This is a genomic window from Alicyclobacillus sacchari (genome assembly GCF_004366795.1).
GTDB classification, from domain to species: domain Bacteria; phylum Bacillota; class Bacilli; order Alicyclobacillales; family Alicyclobacillaceae; genus Alicyclobacillus; species Alicyclobacillus sacchari.
The window spans coordinates 72,323-92,500 of sequence record NZ_SORF01000007.1 but is presented as its reverse complement, the minus strand read 5'-3'; the positions used below and the strand labels follow the sequence as shown (position 1 = coordinate 92,500).

General features: G+C 55.0%; 20 protein-coding genes, 4 tRNA genes, 1 other RNA gene and 1 riboswitch. Of the genes, 6 read left to right on the top strand and 19 right to left on the bottom strand.

The features are described from left to right. Positions 1-25 precede the first annotated feature (25 nt). From ffs to C7445_RS08620, 4 genes are all read right to left on the bottom strand, one after another. An RNA gene (gene ffs / locus C7445_RS15000) (signal recognition particle sRNA large type) lies at positions 26-248 on the bottom strand. Positions 249-259: 11 nt separating this feature from the next. Then, positions 260-349 (bottom strand) — tRNA-Ser (locus C7445_RS08630). A gap of 20 nt (positions 350-369) precedes the next feature. Then, positions 370-837 carry a tRNA adenosine(34) deaminase TadA gene (gene tadA, locus C7445_RS08625; protein WP_279586210.1) on the bottom strand — a complete coding sequence of 156 codons (468 nt, stop codon included), beginning with the start codon at positions 835-837 and terminating at the stop codon, positions 370-372. Then, on the bottom strand, positions 834-1,130 hold the full coding sequence (locus tag C7445_RS08620; protein ID WP_134159663.1) for a late competence development ComFB family protein: 297 nt from the start codon (positions 1,128-1,130) through the stop codon (positions 834-836). The genes tadA and C7445_RS08620 overlap by 4 nt, the downstream gene beginning before the upstream one ends. Before the next feature lie 68 nt (positions 1,131-1,198). On the opposite strand from C7445_RS08620, the gene C7445_RS08615 reads away from it, so the two are divergent. Continuing rightward, the gene (locus C7445_RS08615; RefSeq protein ID WP_134159662.1) at positions 1,199-2,026 is read left to right on the top strand and encodes a YheC/YheD family protein; all 828 of its coding nucleotides are present in this window, start codon (positions 1,199-1,201) and stop codon (positions 2,024-2,026) included. A gap of 88 nt (positions 2,027-2,114) precedes the next feature. Next, positions 2,115-3,962 carry an asparagine synthase (glutamine-hydrolyzing) gene (asnB, locus tag C7445_RS08610; RefSeq protein WP_134159661.1) on the top strand — a complete coding sequence of 616 codons (1,848 nt, stop codon included), beginning with the start codon at positions 2,115-2,117 and terminating at the stop codon, positions 3,960-3,962. A gap of 224 nt (positions 3,963-4,186) precedes the next feature. Here the strand turns inward: asnB and C7445_RS14600 are convergent, their stop codons facing one another. From C7445_RS14600 to C7445_RS08595, 4 genes are all read right to left on the bottom strand, one after another. After that, on the bottom strand, positions 4,187-4,363 hold the full coding sequence (locus C7445_RS14600; RefSeq protein ID WP_208320872.1) for a hypothetical protein: 177 nt from the start codon (positions 4,361-4,363) through the stop codon (positions 4,187-4,189). Between the two features lie 65 nt (positions 4,364-4,428). Then, positions 4,429-5,061 (bottom strand): methylthioribulose 1-phosphate dehydratase, encoded by a 633-nt coding sequence (gene mtnB, locus C7445_RS08605; protein ID WP_134159660.1) that lies wholly within the window; start codon positions 5,059-5,061, stop codon positions 4,429-4,431. Then, a complete protein-coding gene (locus C7445_RS08600; RefSeq protein ID WP_134159659.1) occupies positions 5,045-5,719 on the bottom strand; it encodes an MtnX-like HAD-IB family phosphatase in 675 nt (224 codons plus the stop codon). The genes mtnB and C7445_RS08600 overlap by 17 nt, the downstream gene beginning before the upstream one ends. Beyond that, complete coding sequence (locus tag C7445_RS08595; RefSeq protein WP_134159658.1) at positions 5,716-6,963, bottom strand: 2,3-diketo-5-methylthiopentyl-1-phosphate enolase; 1,248 nt, start codon at positions 6,961-6,963, stop codon at positions 5,716-5,718. The genes C7445_RS08600 and C7445_RS08595 overlap by 4 nt, the downstream gene beginning before the upstream one ends. Before the next feature lie 221 nt (positions 6,964-7,184). Continuing rightward, positions 7,185-7,313: riboswitch (cyclic di-AMP (ydaO/yuaA leader) on the top strand. 289 nt (positions 7,314-7,602) lie between these two features. Between C7445_RS08595 and C7445_RS08590 the strand changes: the two genes are divergently transcribed. Further along, positions 7,603-9,000 (top strand): MFS transporter, encoded by a 1,398-nt coding sequence (locus C7445_RS08590; protein ID WP_424923000.1) that lies wholly within the window; start codon positions 7,603-7,605, stop codon positions 8,998-9,000. Between the two features lie 95 nt (positions 9,001-9,095). After that, on the top strand, positions 9,096-9,635 hold the full coding sequence (locus C7445_RS08585) for a 1,2-dihydroxy-3-keto-5-methylthiopentene dioxygenase (RefSeq protein WP_134159656.1): 540 nt from the start codon (positions 9,096-9,098) through the stop codon (positions 9,633-9,635). Positions 9,636-9,945: 310 nt separating this feature from the next. Here the strand turns inward: C7445_RS08585 and C7445_RS08580 are convergent, their stop codons facing one another. Next, entirely contained in the window at positions 9,946-10,572 is a 627-nt protein-coding gene (locus C7445_RS08580; protein WP_243835073.1) for a TetR/AcrR family transcriptional regulator, read from the bottom strand. 163 nt (positions 10,573-10,735) lie between these two features. Here C7445_RS08580 and C7445_RS08575 point away from each other — a divergent pair, with 163 nt between their 5' ends. Continuing rightward, on the top strand, positions 10,736-12,946 hold the full coding sequence (locus C7445_RS08575; RefSeq protein ID WP_134159655.1) for an MMPL family transporter: 2,211 nt from the start codon (positions 10,736-10,738) through the stop codon (positions 12,944-12,946). 158 nt (positions 12,947-13,104) lie between these two features. Here the strand turns inward: C7445_RS08575 and C7445_RS08570 are convergent. From C7445_RS08570 to C7445_RS08545, 6 genes are all read right to left on the bottom strand, one after another. Beyond that, positions 13,105-13,181, bottom strand: a tRNA-Asp gene (locus C7445_RS08570). A 3-nt stretch (positions 13,182-13,184) separates the two neighbouring features. Further along, positions 13,185-13,260: transfer RNA gene (locus tag C7445_RS08565), tRNA-Met, on the bottom strand. Positions 13,261-13,269: 9 nt separating this feature from the next. After that, a tRNA-Lys gene (locus C7445_RS08560) sits at positions 13,270-13,345 on the bottom strand. 47 nt (positions 13,346-13,392) lie between these two features. Continuing rightward, complete coding sequence (locus tag C7445_RS08555; RefSeq protein WP_134159654.1) at positions 13,393-13,611, bottom strand: type II toxin-antitoxin system HicB family antitoxin; 219 nt, start codon at positions 13,609-13,611, stop codon at positions 13,393-13,395. 56 nt (positions 13,612-13,667) lie between these two features. Further along, on the bottom strand, positions 13,668-13,982 hold the full coding sequence (locus C7445_RS08550) for a hypothetical protein (protein ID WP_134159653.1): 315 nt from the start codon (positions 13,980-13,982) through the stop codon (positions 13,668-13,670). Between the two features lie 143 nt (positions 13,983-14,125). Continuing rightward, positions 14,126-14,455, bottom strand: coding sequence for a hypothetical protein (locus C7445_RS08545; RefSeq protein ID WP_134159652.1), 330 nt, complete (start codon positions 14,453-14,455; stop codon positions 14,126-14,128). A 91-nt stretch (positions 14,456-14,546) separates the two neighbouring features. On the opposite strand from C7445_RS08545, the gene C7445_RS08540 reads away from it, so the two are divergent. Beyond that, a complete protein-coding gene (locus C7445_RS08540) occupies positions 14,547-14,789 on the top strand; it encodes a YkuS family protein (RefSeq protein WP_134159651.1) in 243 nt (80 codons plus the stop codon). Between the two features lie 37 nt (positions 14,790-14,826). Here the strand turns inward: C7445_RS08540 and C7445_RS08535 are convergent, their stop codons facing one another. The 4 genes from C7445_RS08535 to helD all read right to left on the bottom strand — a co-directional run bounded on the left by C7445_RS08535 (position 14,827) and on the right by helD (position 20,117). Next, positions 14,827-15,768, bottom strand: a complete 942-nt coding sequence (locus C7445_RS08535) for an ROK family protein (protein WP_134159650.1) — start codon at positions 15,766-15,768, stop codon at positions 14,827-14,829. A gap of 26 nt (positions 15,769-15,794) precedes the next feature. Further along, on the bottom strand, positions 15,795-17,069 hold the full coding sequence (locus C7445_RS08530; RefSeq protein WP_134159649.1) for a glucose-6-phosphate isomerase: 1,275 nt from the start codon (positions 17,067-17,069) through the stop codon (positions 15,795-15,797). A gap of 62 nt (positions 17,070-17,131) precedes the next feature. Continuing rightward, entirely contained in the window at positions 17,132-17,746 is a 615-nt protein-coding gene (locus tag C7445_RS08525) for a histidine phosphatase family protein (RefSeq protein ID WP_134159648.1), read from the bottom strand. Positions 17,747-17,759: 13 nt separating this feature from the next. Further along, positions 17,760-20,117 (bottom strand): RNA polymerase recycling motor HelD, encoded by a 2,358-nt coding sequence (gene helD / locus C7445_RS08520; protein WP_134159647.1) that lies wholly within the window; start codon positions 20,115-20,117, stop codon positions 17,760-17,762. Between the last annotated feature and the right edge of the window lie 61 nt (positions 20,118-20,178).

Below are 20,178 nucleotides of genomic sequence, written 5' to 3'. Positions count from 1 at the left end.
CCATGCGCAAACTTGATGAGGATTCACCAATGCCCTGAGATGCAAAAAGCGCGATCTTTGACCAAACCCCGACCAGGCACCCCCACGTCGCCCGAAAGGTCTCCCTTAGTGCTGCTTCCGTCAGGACCTGACACGGTTCGGGAGTTTTCGCCGCATGGGACCCAGTCAGGGCTTGGTCAAAAACCACGCTCAAACAGGTGTATGCTCAGGGAAATAGCGATGTCCGACAAGACCTACGCCCCATCGGACATCGCAAACATGGCGGAGAGAGTGGGATTCGAACCCACGAGCCCCTTGCGGAGCTACTCGCTTTCGAGGCGAGCTCTTTCGACCACTCAGACATCTCTCCGCGGTCGAATTCTGGAATGCTCACGAGCGCAAAGCCCGGAAGAAATCCCTTAATATATTAGCACACTCATCCCGCAAAACGCCAGAGGTAATTTGTGGAGTATGATTCCACAAGCCCGGCTCGCACAGGCGAATTTTCGATTCCATGGCGCCGCCTTTAGGGTCGGTTGCACCATAAATCACGTGGCGAACGCGCGACAACACAATGGCCCCCGCGCACATGGGACAGGGCTCTAGTGTTACATATAAATCGCATTCTGTCAAGCGCCAGCCACCGAGGCGTCGGCTCGCCTCGCGAAGTGCAATGATCTCTGCATGCGCCGTACCATCCCGCCAAATTTCCCGGCGGTTGAAGCCTCGGCCCACGACCGTATCGTCACGAACGACGATCGCGCCAATCGGCACCTCACCGAGCTCTGCCGCCAACTTCGCCATGTCCAAGGCTTCCTGCATCCAACGTCGATGACGCAACTCAACGTCCGCCGTCACTGCGTATCAGCCGCCTTTGACGTCTGTGCGTGATGAGGGTGGTTTGCCACTTGCAAGGCTGAGCGCGTCAACTCTGTCACAATATCTGACTGCAACTGCGGTTGTAAGTAATAGTTCACGTTGACAAACACACGTCCCGCGTCTGTGGTCACGTACCGAGCCGGCAATCGATTGAGCGTCATCGCAAGTACATCACTGATGCACTGCTCACATTTGCACTTGAGCAGATCGTAAATCTCTGAGTCCTGCAGTATTTGCATCGCCAGTTGCTCAGTGACATTGACAATCGGCATGAACAGTCCTCCACAAGGTCATCGTTCGGCACGGTAGCATACGTTGGCAAAGTGAGAGGTGAATCTGGGTGCCAAGGCCAACGCTAGATGAACAGCGGTACTTTTTGGACAAATGGCAAATGTACCTGGCTATGCAAGAGGCACATCTTAATGGCCTTCATTTGCCGAACACCTATCTTCTTCCCCAAATCTCCATTCAACTTTTGGAGCAATTTTCAAGTTGGTACATCAAACCTGTTGAGACGTGGGGCGGCAACCAAATCGCTCGCGTCACCAGGCATGCCTCAGGTCTGTGGCGATTCGAATCAAGCGACGGTGAATCACGCGCATTCTCGCATCCTGTAGATTTACTTTCAGTTTTATTGACCATGTACGTGCCCGAACGAACCATCGTTCAGCAGACAGCGCCTGTACTCACCTTGTCGGGGCGTCCGTTCGATATTCGGACACTCTGTCAACGAGATCATCTCGACGCTTGGATAGTAGCCGGACACTTGGCACGGGTTGGCAGTGTCAACAGTATCGTCTCCAATATCGGTACAGGTCACGGCGAAGTGTTACCTACAATACAGCTTCTCCGACAAGTATATCAAAATCGCGATTTGTCCGGCCGTGTATTGCGTCGTTTACGGCGTGTCAGCCTCGATATCTGCCGTGTCCTCGACACATATGCCGAGTTCGACGAAGTCGGTATCGACTTTGGACTTGACCGCCATGGACGCATCTGGCTGTTCGAGGTCAATACCAACGATCGCCTCGGCAAACCGAGCCACGAATTGTTTTTACAACTGCCAGATCGAAGACTGTATGACGCGATCGAAGAGCGTGCCAAACGCCGCCAGGAACGCTGGTTCCGCCGCCTCTTGCGAGATGTTGGGCGATTTCACCCGTCATAAGGCACCATTCGCCTATTTCACGCATAAGGTATGGAGATTTTGCCTCGCCTCGCCATGGGCGGGCAGTTCCCTGAAGGAGGATGAGCGCATGTGCGGTTTCACTGGTTGGGTCGACTGGTACCGCGACCTCACATCGGAAACGCAAACCATCAAAGCCATGGGTGACACACTTGTTGCCCGCGGGCCGGACGCCGACGGACTATTCGTAGATCCACACGCGCTCTTTGCGCACCGCCGACTTGTCGTCGTCGATCCCGAAGGCGGTAAACAACCGTTGACGCGTCGATTTGGAGAACGCGCCTACACCATCGCCTATAACGGCGAATTGTACAATACCGAAGATCTCAGGCAACAGTTATTGGCAGAGGGATTCACATTTCACGGTTATTCCGACACAGAAGTGCTGCTCGTGTCCTATGTGGCATGGGGTGAGGATTGCGTATCGAAATTCAACGGCATCTTTGCTTTCGCCATTTGGGACGCCGCAAATCAACGACTGTTCATGGGACGCGATCGCCTTGGTGTCAAACCGCTCTTCATTAGCCGTGTCGGCCAAGGTATCGTCTTTGGATCTGAGCTCAAGGCACTGCTTCGTCATCCGGAGATTGAACCGGTGATCGACGAGCAGGGCCTGGCCGAAATTTTCGCCATCGGTCCCGCCCGAACGCCTGGTGTCGGGGTCTTTGTTGGCATCGAGGAAGTGCGCCCTGGTCATATTCTCATTGGTACTCCGAATGGCATTCAAACCAAGCGCTATTGGCAATTGCAGAGTATCGAGCACAGCGACTCGTTGGAAAAAACAGTAGAAACGGTGCGAGATCTGATGATCGACACAGTTGAGCGTCAGCTCGTATCCGACGTCCCCCTGGCCACATTCTTGTCCGGGGGCCTCGATTCGAGCGTGGTGTCAGCCATTGCCGCACGCTACTATCGGAAAAAGGGCAGGCCGCCTTTGCATACGTACGCCATTGAGTTTCAGGACATGGAGAAGCACTTTACGGCGAACGCGTTTCAAAAGAGCCTCGATGGACCATGGGCGCAGATGATCTCCGAACACATCGGGAGCGTCCATCACCGGATCGTGTTTGACACCCCGGATCTTGAACGGCATTTGCTCGATCCGCTGTTGGCCAGGGATTTGCCTGGAATGGCTGACATTGACACATCGCTCTTTCTGTTTTGCCGACGGATCAAAGAAGATGTCACGGTCGCCCTGTCCGGCGAGGCAGCGGATGAAGTGTTTGGCGGGTATCCTTGGTTTCATCGGGAGGACGCGCTGGCAGCAGACACCTTCCCATGGTCATTGCGCCTGCACGAGCGCATGGGCGTGATGTCCGACGCGTTAAAGCAGGCGATCCGCCCGCAGGAGTACGTGCAAGAAAGGTATCTTGAAGCCTTGTCGGAAGTGCCAAGACTCCCCGGGGAATCGGGGCGTGAAGCTCGTGTACGCGAGATTGGATACCTTTCGATCACGCGGTTTATGCCGACACTGCTCGATCGCAAGGATCGTATGAGCATGGGCTCCGGACTTGAGGTGCGAGTACCGTTTTGCGATCATCGCCTCGTCGAATACGTATTCAACATACCGTGGGCCTTGAAAACGGCCGGTAACGAAGTCAAGGGCGTGTTGCGCCAAGCGATGGCCGACTTTCTGCCACACGAGGCGCTGTATCGCAAAAAGAGTCCATATCCCTCGACGCCAAATCCAGCTTACTTGGCTCTCGTTCGCAGTAAGGCGCTCGACATGTTAGGCGATTCATCGTCCCCCATCCTGCCGTTTATCGATGCGAATGCCATACGCGCATTGGCCCGCATGAGTGAACAGCCGTCGGAACACCGCCCCTGGTTTGGGCAAATCATGGGCACGGCACAGATGTTCCACTATCTGTATGAAGTCAACGAGTGGCTTCGCAGGTACAACGTACGTGTCAAATGACGGATCGCATACCCCCTTACATTCAGCGAAAACTATGTTTGAAGGGGGTTGACTGCCGTGATCCACGACTGGGTTTGGGGTGTTGCATTTCTCGTTGGAGTTGGCGCCGTGTGGGCGTATGTCGACCTTCGCTTCCGCCGCCAAGACTAACTGTTTTGGTGCCTGGCGGCAAAAAAGGCTGCCCCAAAGCCAACGTATACCGTTGATTGGGGCAGCCTTTTTGCTTACAAGCGCGGATCGTCGATGCGAGCCTCTTGCAACACCTTTTCCCGTCCCCGCATGAAGTGATCCCAATAAATCATGGCAGCACCTGTCGCGACCACGATGAAAAACGAAATGATCATCCATATAACCGTGTCCGTATCCACATCCTGAAACCAAGACGCCATCTCCGCACCCATGTGCACACCGCCCTTCGGCTTTTGGCGTTAGTATCTGCCGAGGCGGGCGGATCAAATACGGCGTTTTATGGAGCTACAAAGCCGGCTGCACGGATCAACTCCAGCCTATATACATACTCACAAAGGAACTCCACAGCCTCCAAGTGGCGACGTGCAGCATCCGGCGTTTCGCCAAATGCGTACACGCCATGCGCCCGCACCAGCACAGCCGGCACGTCAGCTTGGGCAACATCCGCCACAGCTTGACCGAGTTGGTTTAAATCCGACCAATTCGGAACGATTGGGATTCTTACAGATGCGTTCTCCTCCCAATGGCCAAGTGCCTTGAGCAATTCGTGATGTGCAATCTCGACATATCCCTGGCGAGCGAACAGCTCGCTAACCAAATTATTATACACCGTGTGTACGTGCAGGATGCTGCCGCACGGCAGTTTGTGATACAGCGCCACATGGACGGTCGTCTCAGCAGATGGTCGATATGGCGTATCGCCTTGTACCTGCATGTGAGCGTCAACGAGCAACACGTCCTGATCGGTCAAGCGCTGCTTGTCCGCACCGCTGCGCGTGATCGCAAATAAAAGGGGATCGCGCTCGACCAAGACTGAGAGATTTCCGCTGGTTGCAGGCAACCAACCTTTTTCCGACGCAAAGCGTGCGAGTTCGATCACGCCCTCCGCCTGTTCATTGTATGTGGGCATGAAGTGGCCCCTCCTTGTCGTCGATAGCAGCTATGATATCGTCAAACGTTGCGAACGGCAGATGTGGGATCCTGCGCTCCTCGACAAGCTTCAAGAGTTGAGCCCGCGCAAACACGAAATCTGCCATCTTTGCGGCTTTAAAATCCGTTACACCATCGCCGATGACGATCACGCCGTCCCCTGAATGAACTCGTTGCCGAATGACGCTCGGTTTACAAAGTCCACAACCACCTTCACACGCCTGATCACAAGGATGTGACCACTGCACACGCAGGCGTGGGCCGCTCGTATCAAGATGGTTACAATAGATGTCCACAGCATCTGTGGAGAACTTGTGGATAACCGGCATCACAAAAAAGTCGAATCCACCGCTGACTACGGACAATTTCCACCCAAGTTGTACACAGGTGTGGATGAATTGTGGAAAACCTCGCCGAACTTGTGTGTGCTCCTGTGCATAACGAGCGACCTCGTCGTAATGATTTGACGGGATCAGTTCAAACATCGCTTCGACGCCTTCCTTGACCGTTTGTCGGCCCGCCTTGACTGCGTCGATGATCGGCCGGCTTTCCTTCGGCACGAATCGCTCCATAATCGCTGTGATCATGTCGCGTTGAGAAATCGTGCCGTCGAAATCGCAAATGACATGAACCGTCACGCCCGTGCCCCCCATTTCGCGATGGCGGCGGCAAGAGCCGGTTTATCCACAGCCGCGGCTTGGAGTGATTGCCCTTGTTGAACTGCCGAAATGGCATCGAAAAACGCCTGTCCCCCCATACTTGCACCACCCGGGTGACCGTGGATACCACCGCCTGCGTTCAGAATCAAATCGATGCCGAAGTCCCGGTACAGCTGCGGAACGAGCCCCGGGTAAATGCCTGCCGAGGGTGCGGGTAAGACCTTGCGATGGACGCCATCCTTACGCAAATGGGCAAGCAATTGCTCCGTCGCCTCGCCTCCCAATGTGACGCTGCCGTACATCGACGGGAAAATGCCCATGTCAGCCCCCGCCAAGCGCATGAGTTGACCCAGAACGATATCAGCGGCGATGCCGTAGTTCGGCGAACCGTACAAAGCCCCGGATACCGCAGGATGCGCCAATATCGGCACGGAGATGTCGGGATCGCGTGCGAGATCGGCAAGGACGTCAAATCCGTAGGCAACGACGTTAACCAGGAGGGCACCGGCGCCAAGTTCGGCAAGGCGCTTGGCCTTATCGCGCAATTGGTGAACAGGCCCCGTCAGATTGACGGCATATGCTGTCTCACGCCCTGTTTGCGCCGCCACCTCGCGCGCCTTTTCCCGATACGCCACAACGCGCTCAGCGGCAGAGGCATGTACCTCGCTAAAGAAAATCTCATCGTCTTTGACCAGATCGACCCCACCAGCCGCCTGTTCTCCAAATTGATCCACCAGCTCATCCAACGTGAGGCCCGCACAGGCCTTGAAAATACTCATCACCAGCGGCCGGCCGTATACGCCAAAGCGTTCGCGAACGCCACTGACGCCAAACTTGGGCCCTGGATATGCACGCTCCAAGTCTTCCGGCAGATGCAAACGCTGTAAACGAATTTCGCCGTCCATCGACAACTTGCCAAAGACAGTCGTCAGCAATGACGCGAAGGTGGTGTCCAGATTCGCCACAGGATACGCGATGTCAATTTCCGCGATCACGCCTCCTGGCGCCGCTTCGTCGATGACGCGAATCCCTTCCACGCGACCGCAATGTGCTGCCACCTGCGCTTTGCGGGCGTTCGGCAAATCTGTCCACGTGCCGATGGTGAGCCCGATGGCAATCCCTTCGGCACGAGCTTCCAATGTATCGGCGCGATCGCGCAACCGATATGTGGCTACCACATACCGTGAATCGGTATCAGTACCCGCATGAATGGTATCGTCCATCTATGTACACCCCTTGTGCAATCCACATCGCCAACCAGCTTATCCACAAGCCTGTTGATGACTCAATCGACATTATACACAAGCCAAGTTTCAGCAGCACTGCAGTTCTCCACAGTTTGTTGTGGATAAATGGGGATAAGCTGTGGACAAGTTAGACTAGCCTTGTGGACAAGTTGATTTGCAACACGGACCGATTTACGTTAACGTAATGAGTGTAACGTCACGTTGCAACGCTGAATTCCCGTCCAGGGAAGCGGGGGACCCATACCTGGGGTGAAACGCATGTATCGCGTGGGGCGCCTTTCAGCCCTAACCCGTCAGCTAACCTCGCAAGCGTCATGAAAGGAGTGTTATACCCATGTTGTATACCGCGTTTGCCTTCCGTGCTGCCCTGCAAAAACCTTCTTACGAAACGTCATCTGCAGATCCACCGTCCAACCCCTAACCCAGAGACCAAGCACCGTGCACAAACCGCCAGCATTCACGTTTGGGCGCACAGGCGCCTGGAAAAATGTATACTCCTATATTTCGCCAAACGAAAATTTCGCATCAAAATCCAACTCCAGGCGAACTGTGTCTGCACATGTTTGGGCCTCCCGTCGACGTCCGGTTGCCGATTGACGAAAGGGGATGGCAAGTTTGTCTGCAAAAACCACCAATGTGGTGGAGGACGCGAGCTTTAGTCCGTTTCACCTAAAACTCACCGTCTATTCGTCGGGCGGTCCCTTTCTCGACGGATACATTCTCAGCATCATCGCGATCGCGCTCACGCAAATCACGCCCCAATTGCAGTTGAACGCAACTTGGAGCGGCTTGATTGGCGCGTCTGCATTGATTGGGATCTTCATAGGCGGATTTCTCGGCTATATAACCGACAAATTTGGCCGCCAACTGATGTACACCATCGACTTCATCTTGCTCATCGTCGCTTCCGTTCTCCAGTTCTTCGTCCACAATGCGTGGGAGTTGTTTGCCCTACGCATCATTCTGGGGATTTCCGTCGGTGCGGATTACCCAATTGCCACATCGCTGCTAACCGAGTTTGCGCCGCGTCGGCATCGCGGAATGATGCTCGGCGTGACATTAGTCGCGTATTATGTCGGATCGACCGTCGCCTATCTGGTCGGCCAATGGATGCTCGCCATCGGCCCGGAGGCTTGGCGCTGGATCTTGGCCAGCAGTGCAGTGCCGGCGGTCATCTTGGTACTTTTACGCATGGGCACGCCGGAATCCCCTCGTTGGTTGTTACAACAGGGGCGTAAACAAGAAGCACTGAAGGTTCTGCAGGCGGTCTATGGCCCGGAGGCTTCCCTCGAAGATATCGAGGTACCAACCGAAAGCCAGGGTAGAACCAGTTATCTAAAGCTGTTCTCGCGCGCCTACGTCAAACGCACATTGTACGTCGGCCTGTTTTACATGGCGGCCGTCGCCCCGCTGTTCGCCATGCTCACGTTCGGGCCGGAAATGCTGACATCCTATCACCTCTTCACAGGTGCATCGGGATATGGTGCGGCCATCATCAGCGCGCTGTTTCTGATTGGTTGTATTCCAGCCCTCTTTCTTGTCAATCGCTGGGGACGGCGGCGATTGATCATCATCGCTTTCGCCGGTATGACGGTCGGGATTGCCTTGCTAGGATTCTTCCCGAGCGGACCGCTTGCCGTCATCTTGCTTGGCTTTATCTTGTACGCACTGTTCTCGGGCGGCCCCAACGTGATGGAGTGGCTGGCGCCAAACGAGTTGTTCCCAACCGAAGTGCGTGGTACAGCCGTCGGCATCACGACGTGCATCAGCCGCTTCGGGGCGGTGTTCGGAACCTACTTGTTCCCATGGGGCTTGTCACGCTTTGGCATTGGACCCACCATGCTCGTCGGTGCGCTCGTGACCTTGGGAGGTCTCGTCGTCTGTGTCCTCCTTGCGCCAGAAACCACACAACAAACGCTCAACGAAGCCAGCGTTGCTCCACAAGCGAGATCGCATCGCCATCCTACTGCAGGGACCAGTCGATCCCGATCCATTCACCACGTCTCACGATGATGTACGAATAGACAAACGTTGACGCCAATTTTAAGATAGCGTTAGGTATGGGTGGCCCATCGGCCGCCCTTGCTAGCGTAAAGGAGGAATCGTCAATGGCTGTCATTCGCGTTCGCGACACCGGCGAAGAAATCCGCGGCGAAGCCGAGGTCCGCGCATTTCTCACCGAGAACGACGTGTACTATGATCACTGGGACGTGCAAGCAAAGATGCCCGTGCACTTACAAAACAAGTTCACCTTGAGCGACAGCGAAAAGGACGAGATTCTCGCAGCTCTCAACGAGGATATTCAAGATCTCAGTCAGAAGCGAGGATACGTGAAATGGGACGTGATCGCCCTGTCGGACAGCACGCCCAATATTGAAGAGATGCTCAAGAAGTTTGAACAAGTGCATACGCACACGGAGGACGAAGTTCGTGCCATCGCGGCCGGCAGCGGCATTTTTGTGATCAAGGGCAAGGATGGCTACTTTGACGTCGTCCTCCAAGCGGGCGACGTGATTTCCGTGCCGGAAGGCAACCCGCACTTCTTCACCTTGACGGACGAGCGCAAAGTTGTCGCGGTTCGCCTCTTCATCGATCCAGCAGGTTGGGTCGCACACCCTTACGCCGATCCCGCCTTTCAGCAAGCTTAATCCAGCCGCTCACTCCTCACGAAACAAAAAGCGACGGCCACTTCGGGCCGCCGCTTTTTGTTTTTCGATCAGCAGGTTGTCGTCGCAACCGGAGCTGCCGGAACGAACAGGAAGAATAACACGAAGATAATGAGGAACACAACCGCCCAACGCGTATACCCACCGAAGACACCGTACATGTATCGTCATCCTCCTTTATGATGGTGGATTCGATATACGATATGTCGCCCGCTGGGCGGTGCCAAGGACATCCGCCCGGGAGCCCGCATTTTGGGCGATTCATACTCCGCACCGAAGATCCTGTGTCATTTCAGTGATCGCGGAGGCCATACCAAAGCAATGAGACCACCTCGTCCGTGATAGCCTGTACGTCGGCAGTCGCACCCAAGCGCTCCATTTCACCCCTCCCGATAACCAACAGGGACAAAAAGGCACGCGCAATGAACTCTGGCGATGCTTTGCGAATACTGCCTGCACGCATCTCTTCTTCAAATGCATTCGCCAAGACCTCAACCAAACGCTCCTCGGCCGAACGCAGCTCTCCCAATTGCTCTGGCGATAAAATCTCTTCGCTACCGCGCATGATGACGTTCATATCGAGGGTGACATCAATACTCAGTCGCGTTCGTGTAAGCTTTTCAAGACGGCTGAGCAATGGCTCTGAGCTCTCAAGGATGGCAACAGTCCGCTGCCTGGCAATCTCCATGACATACAATAACGAGCGCAGAAACAGCTCCGCTTTGGATGCGTAGTAATAATACAAAACGGCTTTCGTGACGCCAGCTTGATCCGCAACGTCACTCATGCTCACACTGTCAAACCCCGACTTTATAAAACACCTTGCGGCCACCTGCAGAATGCGATCCGCGGTCGGCACCTCCACGGAATCTGCCGGCGGTCGCCCAGGACGCCGTGACGGTGATGGCCCTTTTCGCACGCCACAGCCCCCCTTTCTGGAACCCGTTCAGTGCACAAGATACATGTCAGTATAGCATGTTCGCCCGAACGCTTGAGTCCTCATGACTGTGTAGACACATTAATTAACTATCCGGTATATTTAATTTTGCACCAACAATATCCGCCATAAGGAGTGTCTACGTGTGGAACGTACTGAATACGCAGGTTACCTGAGTGTACTTTCCAAATGGACCACCGGTCCACGAAGCAAGTGGGTTACGCTTTTCATATGGATCGCCTGCACAATCATTGCATCTTTAGCATGGCCAGCGGCAAATCGTATGGACCGTGACAGTTCCTCCTATCTGCCGCATTCAGCTCCCAGTGTGCAGGCGCAACGAAACATTGAACAAAGCTTTCCGTCGGCAACTGGGACACCCGCGCTCGTGGTGTGGTACAACAGTCAAGGAATCACAAGCAAAGATGTAAAGATCATCACAAGCGTCTCTCAGACACTCCTCGTTCACCCAGTTACATCTCAAGTCGCAGTACCACCGCTCGCGTCCATGCCTGCAACAGCACTCTCATCGTTGATGTCGAAGGATAAAACGACACTGGTGCTACCCGTCACACTGAAAAGCAACGCCACTCAAGCGCAATTAAACCGCGCAATCGCGCAGATAAAGCGCATTGTGGAAGCCCAAGCGGGCCCTCAGGCCATCACTGGGTCACTTAACACCCACGGGCTCCATGTACGAATTACAGGCCCTGCTGGTATCGCGGTCGACGCCGTAAGCTTATTTCAGCACGCCGACTTCACCTTACTTATGGCAACCACCTTGCTCGTCCTGGCGCTTCTGATTATCCTCTATCGTTCACCAATTCTGGCATTCGTACCACTCGTCACCGTCGGGATCGCATACGGACTCATCAGCCCAATCCTCGGTGAATTGTCTGCACAACACTTGGTCACCTTTGACGCGCAAACAACGTCCATCATGACCGTACTGTTGTTCGGTGCCGGCACCGACTATTGCTTGCTCATGGTCGCTCGCTACCGGGAACAACTGTATCGATTTCAAAGTAAGGACAGCGCCATTCGTGAAGCCGTTGGAGGAGCCGCTGGAGCCATCGCCTTGAGTGGGCTCACCGTCGCACTTGCACTTGTATCGTTGCTGCTGGCACAGTACGAGTCGTACCACGAGTTTGCCATTCCATTTTGCTTGGCCATCGTGATCATGGCGCTGGCCGGCGTAACACTATTGCCGGCTCTGCTTGCCATCCTCGGGCGCGTCGCCTTCTTTCCATTCATACCGCGTCCAGAAGCGAGTGCTGGTGCGACATCCGCGCGTCGTCGCAGTCGTCGCGGCGAACCTGGCGCTCTAAGCAACTGGATTGCACGCACTGCCACTTCGCGATCCGTCATGGTCACGACCATCGGCATCCTCATATTGATTTGTTTGGGATTATTTACGTTCCAAATTCGAACGACCTACAGCCTGATTTCCTCGTTCCCAACATCCATGCCCTCTCGCGAAGGTTATGCGATTCTGTCCAAGCATTTCGAGCCAGGCGAACTTGCTCCCGTGGAGTTACTCGTACCAAACCAGGCTGCACAATCGGTAACCCATGCACTCAAGGACGAGCCCTGCGTCGATACGGCGTACGTCGTTCAAACCAACGGGCACACCCACTTAGCACTTGTCGACGTCACGTTGGCGACCGATCCATACAGCAACACAGCCATTGCCGATCTCGCCAAAGTGAAAGACGCCGCGGAAAAGGCAGTGGACTCGCAGCGGCCCGGCCTGCAACATGGCCAGGTGTGGATCAGCGGGCCAACAGCCACTGAAGCCGACACCGCAGCCCTCACAAGCCGTGATACACACGTCGTGGTACCGGTTGTGATCGCGATCATTGCACTTGTACTACTGTTGTATTTACGCTCGATCGTGGCGGCGCTGTACCTTATCGCCACCGTCATCCTATCGTATCTAGGCGCGCTTGGGGCAGGATGGCTGATCATTCACTACGTACTCGGCTCCGCAGCCATGCAAGGAGCTATACCTCTCTACGCATTTGTGTTCCTGGTCGCACTCGGCGAAGACTACAACATATTCGTCGTGTCGCGCATATGGCAAACAAAAGGACGTTTGTCCCATAAGGAATCCGTTGCACAGGCAGTGGCGTCGACAAGCGGCGTCATTACGTCGGCTGGGCTCATTCTGGCTGGCACCTTCGCAGTTTTGGCAAGTCTACCGATTCAGGTGCTGGTTCAATTCGGTATCGTATCCGCCATCGGCGTGCTCTTGGATACATTTATCGTCCGACCGTTTATCGTTCCTGCGATCACGTCGCTTTGTGGACGTTTTGCTTATTGGCCATCGCGCCCATCCATGGCTGTTGAGAAGTGATGGTGATGGCGAGGATGACGGCGAACTTTCTCGCCGACGGGTCTTGTTGTGCGTATAAGGGGGCGACCATTCGAGCACAACGCTACACTTGGTTTTGCACCTTTGCGTAAAATAAAAACCGCCGCTTCAGATGTTCTGAAACGGCGGTTTCATCTTCTTGGCGGAGCCGACGGGATTCGAACCCGCGATCTCCTGCGTGACAGGCAGGCATGTTAGGCCTCTACACCACGGCTCCATGTGGTTGCGGGGGCAGGACTTGAACCTGCGACCTTCGGGTTATGAGCCCGACGAGCTGCCAACTGCTCCACCCCGCGTTATTCAACTGGTGGGTCATGAAGGACTCGAACCTTCAACCTGCCGATTAAGAGTCGGATGCTCTACCAATTGAGCTAATGACCCAAGTGCCCGGCGAACGCTTATAAATATAACACACGGACTTGCCCTTGTCAAACAGAACTTGCATCTTCGACTTCAAATTCGTGAAGTTCCGGGACAAACGGGCGATTTTCAGCCCTTCGTTCCTCAAGAAACCTACGAATAAGCTTTTTGACATCCTGCATGGCATGACCTTTATTTTTGCGTAACACCTGACACATTGGAATTTCTGCGCAGGTCGCAACGTACATGCCGTCTGGCAACTGGAACAAGGAAATATGCAGCTTCATCAGTATTCCTCCCAATTCCATTGTAATACGCCAAACGCTGTTCACAAAACGGACGATCACGCCTTTGCGACAAGCACAATATCCTCTGCCACAACATCGCACCATGCCAGCGTATCACGAATATCGCGCACAAGATCCGGGACAATATCGCTCAATTCTTCGTTGGATATGCCGTCCTCAACCGCCACGGTCTGATGCACGACGAGATGGATGGAATCGACATTGGCTGGCCGAATCCGAAACCTCCGACCGAGCCGGCGATGAAGATGGTGCACGCAGATTCGCTGTACCAAACACGCGATCAGCTTTTGTTCCTTCTCCGTTAAAGCGATTCCAGGATGCTTCACTTGAATTTGCAATAGATCGGCCATACGCAACTATGCCCCTCGAGCAGCCGACAATCGACTCTTCATTCGTCCCTATTGTACATGCGAAAAGTTCAATTGTCGTTGGAGAGTGTTGCTAGGGCAAGCGCTGTTTGGTTGCCATTGGCCGATCACACTGCGCAGCCGCGTCACGCGTGATATGCCCCCGCACCGATGATCAGCAGCACAAGAGCGATAATCCAACCGGCAATCCGGCGCGATCGCGCGTACCGAAGTGATGTCATCACATGCAGGATGATCACTGCAACAATCATCAGAATCGGATGTCCAATGAATTGCCAATGCGGACGCCGCACAATCCAAGTGATGATTCCCAAAATCACCTGTAAGTCGAACAAACCGATGACAATCCCGCGAAACGGTTTTGGCAGTCCGGATTTGCTCGCAATTTCCCATGCTGTCGCGACAATGGCGAGCAGAATCAAGATGACTCCGTAAATCATGTGTACGTGCCCCATGTCTTCCCCTCCTTTTCGCACATCAACTGCATATTTTCGCGCAACACTCAAACACTACCTGATGCATGATCAAAACCCTGGAGGGATGACGATGAAGTCGGTGGCAGTGGAACAAGGTCTGACACCTGTGAAAGAATACCTGCGGCAACAAGGGTGTCAAGTGGTCGATATGACGGGTGAACGACAAGAGCCCGGCGTTTGTGCGGTCGTCATCACCGGATCGGATAAAAACATCATGGGCATCCAGACCGTTGTCAACAACGTCCCGGTCATTTCAGCCGACGGCTTGTCCCCCGAGGACGTATACCAACGCGTTAAAGAGTACATCCACTGACGCGGCGGGCGACAGGCGAAACCGCCTGTCGCTCACCTTACACTGTCTCGATTTCCTGAAGAACGAGGCGCGCTGCCCCAAGAACGCCCGCCTGGGAACCGAGTTTGGCTGGAACAATCGTACAGGCTCGCGCCACGCGGGCCAAAGCCTCGTGATTGAACTCTTTCCGTAAGGGCTGAATCAGTGCATCACCGGCATTGACAACGCCGCCTGCGATCACAATGACGTCCGGATTCAGGATGTTGGCTCCGATCGACAACCCGACGGCAAGCCAGTGAATCATGTCATCCACAACCGCTTTCGCCTTCGCGTTGCCCGCTTCTGCCATCTCAAAGATCTCTTTCGAGGTCAATTCACGGCCCTCTTTACCGACGAGTCCGGCTTGCTCAGCGTGACGGGACAATGCCGTCGCCGACGCGAGGGTCTCCAAACAGCCATGATGCCCGCAATTGCACAACTCACCGTCGTTCTTAACCATGATATGGCCAATTTCACCCGCCATATTGGTTACGCCTCGATGAATGCGGCCATTGATGACAATCCCGCCGCCGACGCCCGTACCCAGTGTCACACACAGGGCCGTATTCGCATTGCGACCAGCGCCTAACCATACTTCACCAAGCGCGGCGACATTGGCGTCGTTGTCCACGCGGACCGGCTTGCCCAGTTCCCTGGTGAGCATCTCTCCTAACGGAACGTCCCGCCAATGGAGATTGACGGACTCTTCAATCCATCCTCGTTCGACATCAAGAAAGGCCGCCATGCCAACGCCAACACCGATGACTGCCTCCCAGGCGATTCCCGCCTGGGCAGTCATCTTCTTGGCCGTCGCAGCAACTTCTCGACAGAACGCCTCCGCTCCCCGCTCTGGCTCCGTCGGTACGGATTCGCTGGCGATGACCTCACCAGCTTCGTTGACGAGCGCCAACTTGACGTTCGTGCCGCCGATGTCGATGCCTAAAGCCAACTTTCCACTCATCCCGTTGCCCCTTCTCCCTTAGTTCGTCACTTCTGCAAGCGAGCCCTCATTTCGCTCTTGTATGCTTCCACGCCAGGCTGGTCAAACGCATTGATACCGAGCAGGTAACCGCCAAACGCACAAGCAACTTCAAAGAAGTATACCAGTTCCCCATAGAGCGATTCCGCATCACCGCGAGCTTCAATCCGGATGTTCGGGACGCCCGCTTCACTGTGAGCGATCATGACCGACTCAACGGCAACTTCCTGCAGCTTGTGGAATGATACGTTCTCCAAGTAGCGGTTCTTTTCATCCAGGCCCACTGGCACCTGTAATTCCGGCGCATCATCAATGAATGCATCCAGTACTGTCTCGACGAGCACCTTGCGCGAGTCTTGAACGTATTGACCCATGGAGTGTAAATCTGTCGTATATTGCAGCATCGTCGGATACAGCCCGATGCCATCTTTGCCTTGGCTTTCGCCGAACAACTGTTGCCACCAGCCGGCAAAATCCGCCACGCGCGGCTCATAGGTGACCAGGGCTTCGGCGACAAAACCTTGTTGATACAACACATGGCGTGCCAACGCGTATTGTACCGCTGGATTGGCGGTGATCGCTACTTTCCCAAGCTGATCCCGCATATTGGCAGCTCCCTGCATAACCTTGCGGTAGTCGACGCCGGCGAGGGCCATCGGCAACAATCCTACAGCCGACAAAACGGAATAGCGCCCGCCGATATCGTCCGGAATGGGCAACGTCACGTACTTCTTCTCGTCCGAGTACGCACGCAGGCTGCCCTTTTGTGCGTCCGTGATGGCGCAAATGCGAGAGGATGCTTCCGCCTCCCCGTAGCGCTTCTCCAAATAGTCGCGGAATGTATGGAACACCGCCGAAGGCTCGAGGGTCGTACCGGACTTTGAAACAACCACCAAAGTAACCTCGCGGCTGTCGAGGTACTTCAACAGATGAGCATGGTATGTAGGGCTGAGTTGTTGTCCTGCGAAGATAACCTCGTGCTTGCCTTCTTTCGTAAACTCAGGCTGCACCATCGACAAAACAGAGCGAGCCCCGAGATACGATCCGCCGATGCCAATCACCACGGTCACGTTCGACTTCGAACGGAAATCGGCAGCAATTTTATCGATACCGGCATACAGCGATTCGTGGTTATCGACGGGCCACGACATCCAGCCTTTGCCGAATGCGTCGCGCTCGCGGTTTTGCAACTCCCCGTACGCAAACTCCGCAAGTGGAGCCAGACGCTTTTCATGTTCTTCCGTAAACCACTTTCTCGCCTTTTCTAAATGCAGTTGAATCATATCTGTCCCTCCTAGACCTAACGAATCTCCCTCAGTATCTTACCACAGTCGACACCTATCCATTAGATTGCAAGGCGATTCACCGCATGGATACGCACACCGGATGCTTCCGAATATTCAATGATGTTCATGCACGCGTTCTCTTGGACGATCCGCCGATAGTGCCGCGCCTCGCTGCCAAGCAGGCCAACCAGCAGCAGACGATTGATGGTATTGTGGGCAACCACCGCGATGTCGCAATCCGCGAACCGCACCAGCAGCCGAGAAAACGCCGACAATACCTCCTGCTGACGCTGCGTGACGTCGTCCCCGCCCGGAATACTGACATGTGCCGGATCGGCAAGCCATTGCGCGTACATGTCTGGATAACGCTTGTTCACTTCAGCGCGCGTCAGTCCCTCCCAGGAACCAAACCCCACCTCGCGAAAGGCGGGTTCGACATGTAACCTCGCACCGGCCAACTGCGGTTGCGACTCTTGAATGGCCTTCGCCGTCTCGGCCGCTCGGCGTAGGCCCGAGTGCACAAATGCATGCAAACGCACCCCCGACAGCATTTGTGCGGCACGGCGCGCCTGTTGCCAGCCTAGTGCAGTCAGGCCGACGTCGGACGTTCCACAAAACCGTTCGCCATCGGCGTTATAAACCGTTTGGCCATGGCGAAACAGGTAAATCATCATGCCCAAATCCTCCTTACACCCGTGCATAGGTGTCCGCCGGCTGCTCGGCAATCCACCGATTCGGATTCCCCACGCAGGCAATTCGCAATTCGTGCATCGCGCGCGTACACGCCGTGTAAAACAACTGCCGCTCAAACTCGCGTCGATACGCCGACGCGGATCCGTCGGCAACAATCACACCGTCAAATTCCACACCTTTAGCTAGATACGCCGGAACGGCGACAACTCCTGCAGCAAATGTCCCTGTCGTTTTATCCATGCACCGGACATCACAACCGGCGCGGTTCAATTGTTCAGCCAATCGATTCGTCTCCTGCTGGGTCCTGCATATGACCGCGATCGACTGATACCCCGCAGATTGATAGTCCCCAATCCAGGTGCGAATGAGCTGCACCTGCCCATCAGATGCGACCTGTTGCACCAGGGGTAAAGGCCCTTCGCGATCGAACGCCACGATGGCCGCCCCTTCCCTTGCCATACCGCGTGTGAAGCGAACGATGGGCGCCGTCGAGCGGTAACTTTGGGTCAATTCGATGGATGTAAAACCCGGAAAGCTGTGCCGCAATTCACTGATCACAGCCATCCCTGGATCATGCGCGTAGATCGCCTGGTTTGGATCGCCAAGCAGCGTCAGGCGACTGCGTGGAAACAAACGCCGGATCACATGCAATTGCAGCGATGAGTAGTCCTGCGCCTCGTCGATGAACACGTGGCGCATCGCCGTGTTGACTGCCTGACCGAGCAACAACTCTTTCATATACAAATAAGGCGTGGCGTCTTCGTAAGGCAATCGCTGTGCCTCGAGCGCGCGAATGGTGTTCGCGCATACGGATCGCCAAAGATTGATGTCCACCCCGGACGGAGTCGGGACGTTGCCAGCCAGTGCTTGCTCAAACCATTGTTGGTAGATGGCTGGTACGTCGACAAACGCGAGGCGTTGGATGAAGCGGCGCACAGGCTTCAGGCGGCGATTCAGCAGCAACTGGGCAAGTTCGTTGCGCTCCGCTTGAGCATCGTCGAATAAATGCTTGGCATGCCGCCGCCTCTTTTCCACCTTTTGATGTACCCGTTGATAATCCTCGTCAGACATCAACTCCAACTCGTCTTCGACCCATGCGGCGCTCAACTCCTCCTGTGCAAACGCATCAACACGCGCCAGCAACTCTTTTTGCACCGCCTCGATGCGAAGCGGCATGCGCCAGTGCGCCTCCGTCTGTGCAAAAATGGCCGCCACTTCATTCGCAGTCATGATGGTCCGGTCCATGAAGCGGATCGGCAAGAATCGCATACCGGATGGAGCCAGTTGTGACACATATTCATGGATGGCGTCCGCGAAGGCTGACGATGCCTTCCACGAGGCGGAGAACATCTGGATGTCCGCTTGTGTCCCGTCCTCAAGGTTCAAGAGACGTTCCAATTGGTCAAATCCATCCTCCACAACAAATTCGCCCTGTAGCCTCCGTGCGAGATACTCGTAAAACGTCGTCTGCTCGATGCTTTGCTCACCAAGTTCAGGTAACACGTTGGCCACGTACGAGCTGAACAGGGGATTCGGCGAAAACAGGAGCATTTGGCTGGCCTGCAAGCGCCCCCTGTGCTTGTAGAGCAGATATGCCGCCCGTTGCAGCGCGGCCGACGTTTTGCCGCTGCCAGCGGCACCGCGCACCACCAAGACTGGACTCGTGTCGTCGCGAATGACGCGATTCTGTTCACGTTGAATCGTCGCCACAATGTTCTTCATCTTTGCGTCGGCACGTCCGGACAGGGCATACATCAGCAATTCGTCGCCGATGGTAATCCCCGCATCGAACATGGCGAAAATGTTGCCGCCGCGAATGACAAATTGACGCTTCAGCGTCATCTCCCCGCGAATCTCCCCTCGCGGGGCTGCAAACGAGACTGGCCCAGGCGTATGATCGTAGTACACACTTGCAATCGGAGCACGCCAGTCGTACACCAAAAAGTCGTCCGTCTCTTCGTCGCGGAAAGACGCAATGCCGATGTACACGCGCTCGGTATCCGCCTCACCTTGCTCCCGAAAATCGATCCGGGCAAAAAACGGCGTGGATTTTTGTTTTTCAAGAACCTGCGCCGCCTCCGCTGCGCGATGCCATCGCCGCTCACGTTCCGCCAAGATCTCGGCTTGCTGACGGATCGCAAAATGGGTTTCGACCAAATCGTCCGGATTGCTGACGTTCACCGTCACATCGTCCCAGAAATGCCGACGAATGTCGACGACTTCGCCACGGACCAGAGATACGTCAGCCTGCATCTGAATCAGCTTCGCTTCCATCTTCTGTACAACCCGGTCGACATACGCCTGTTCGCGCTCCCACTCCGGATGACGGTTTTCTTGGTTGTTGTCTTGCATCGGATATGCCTCCTTCTGCAAATGAACATCAACCGTCTCCTCGACGATGCCAAGAGACGGT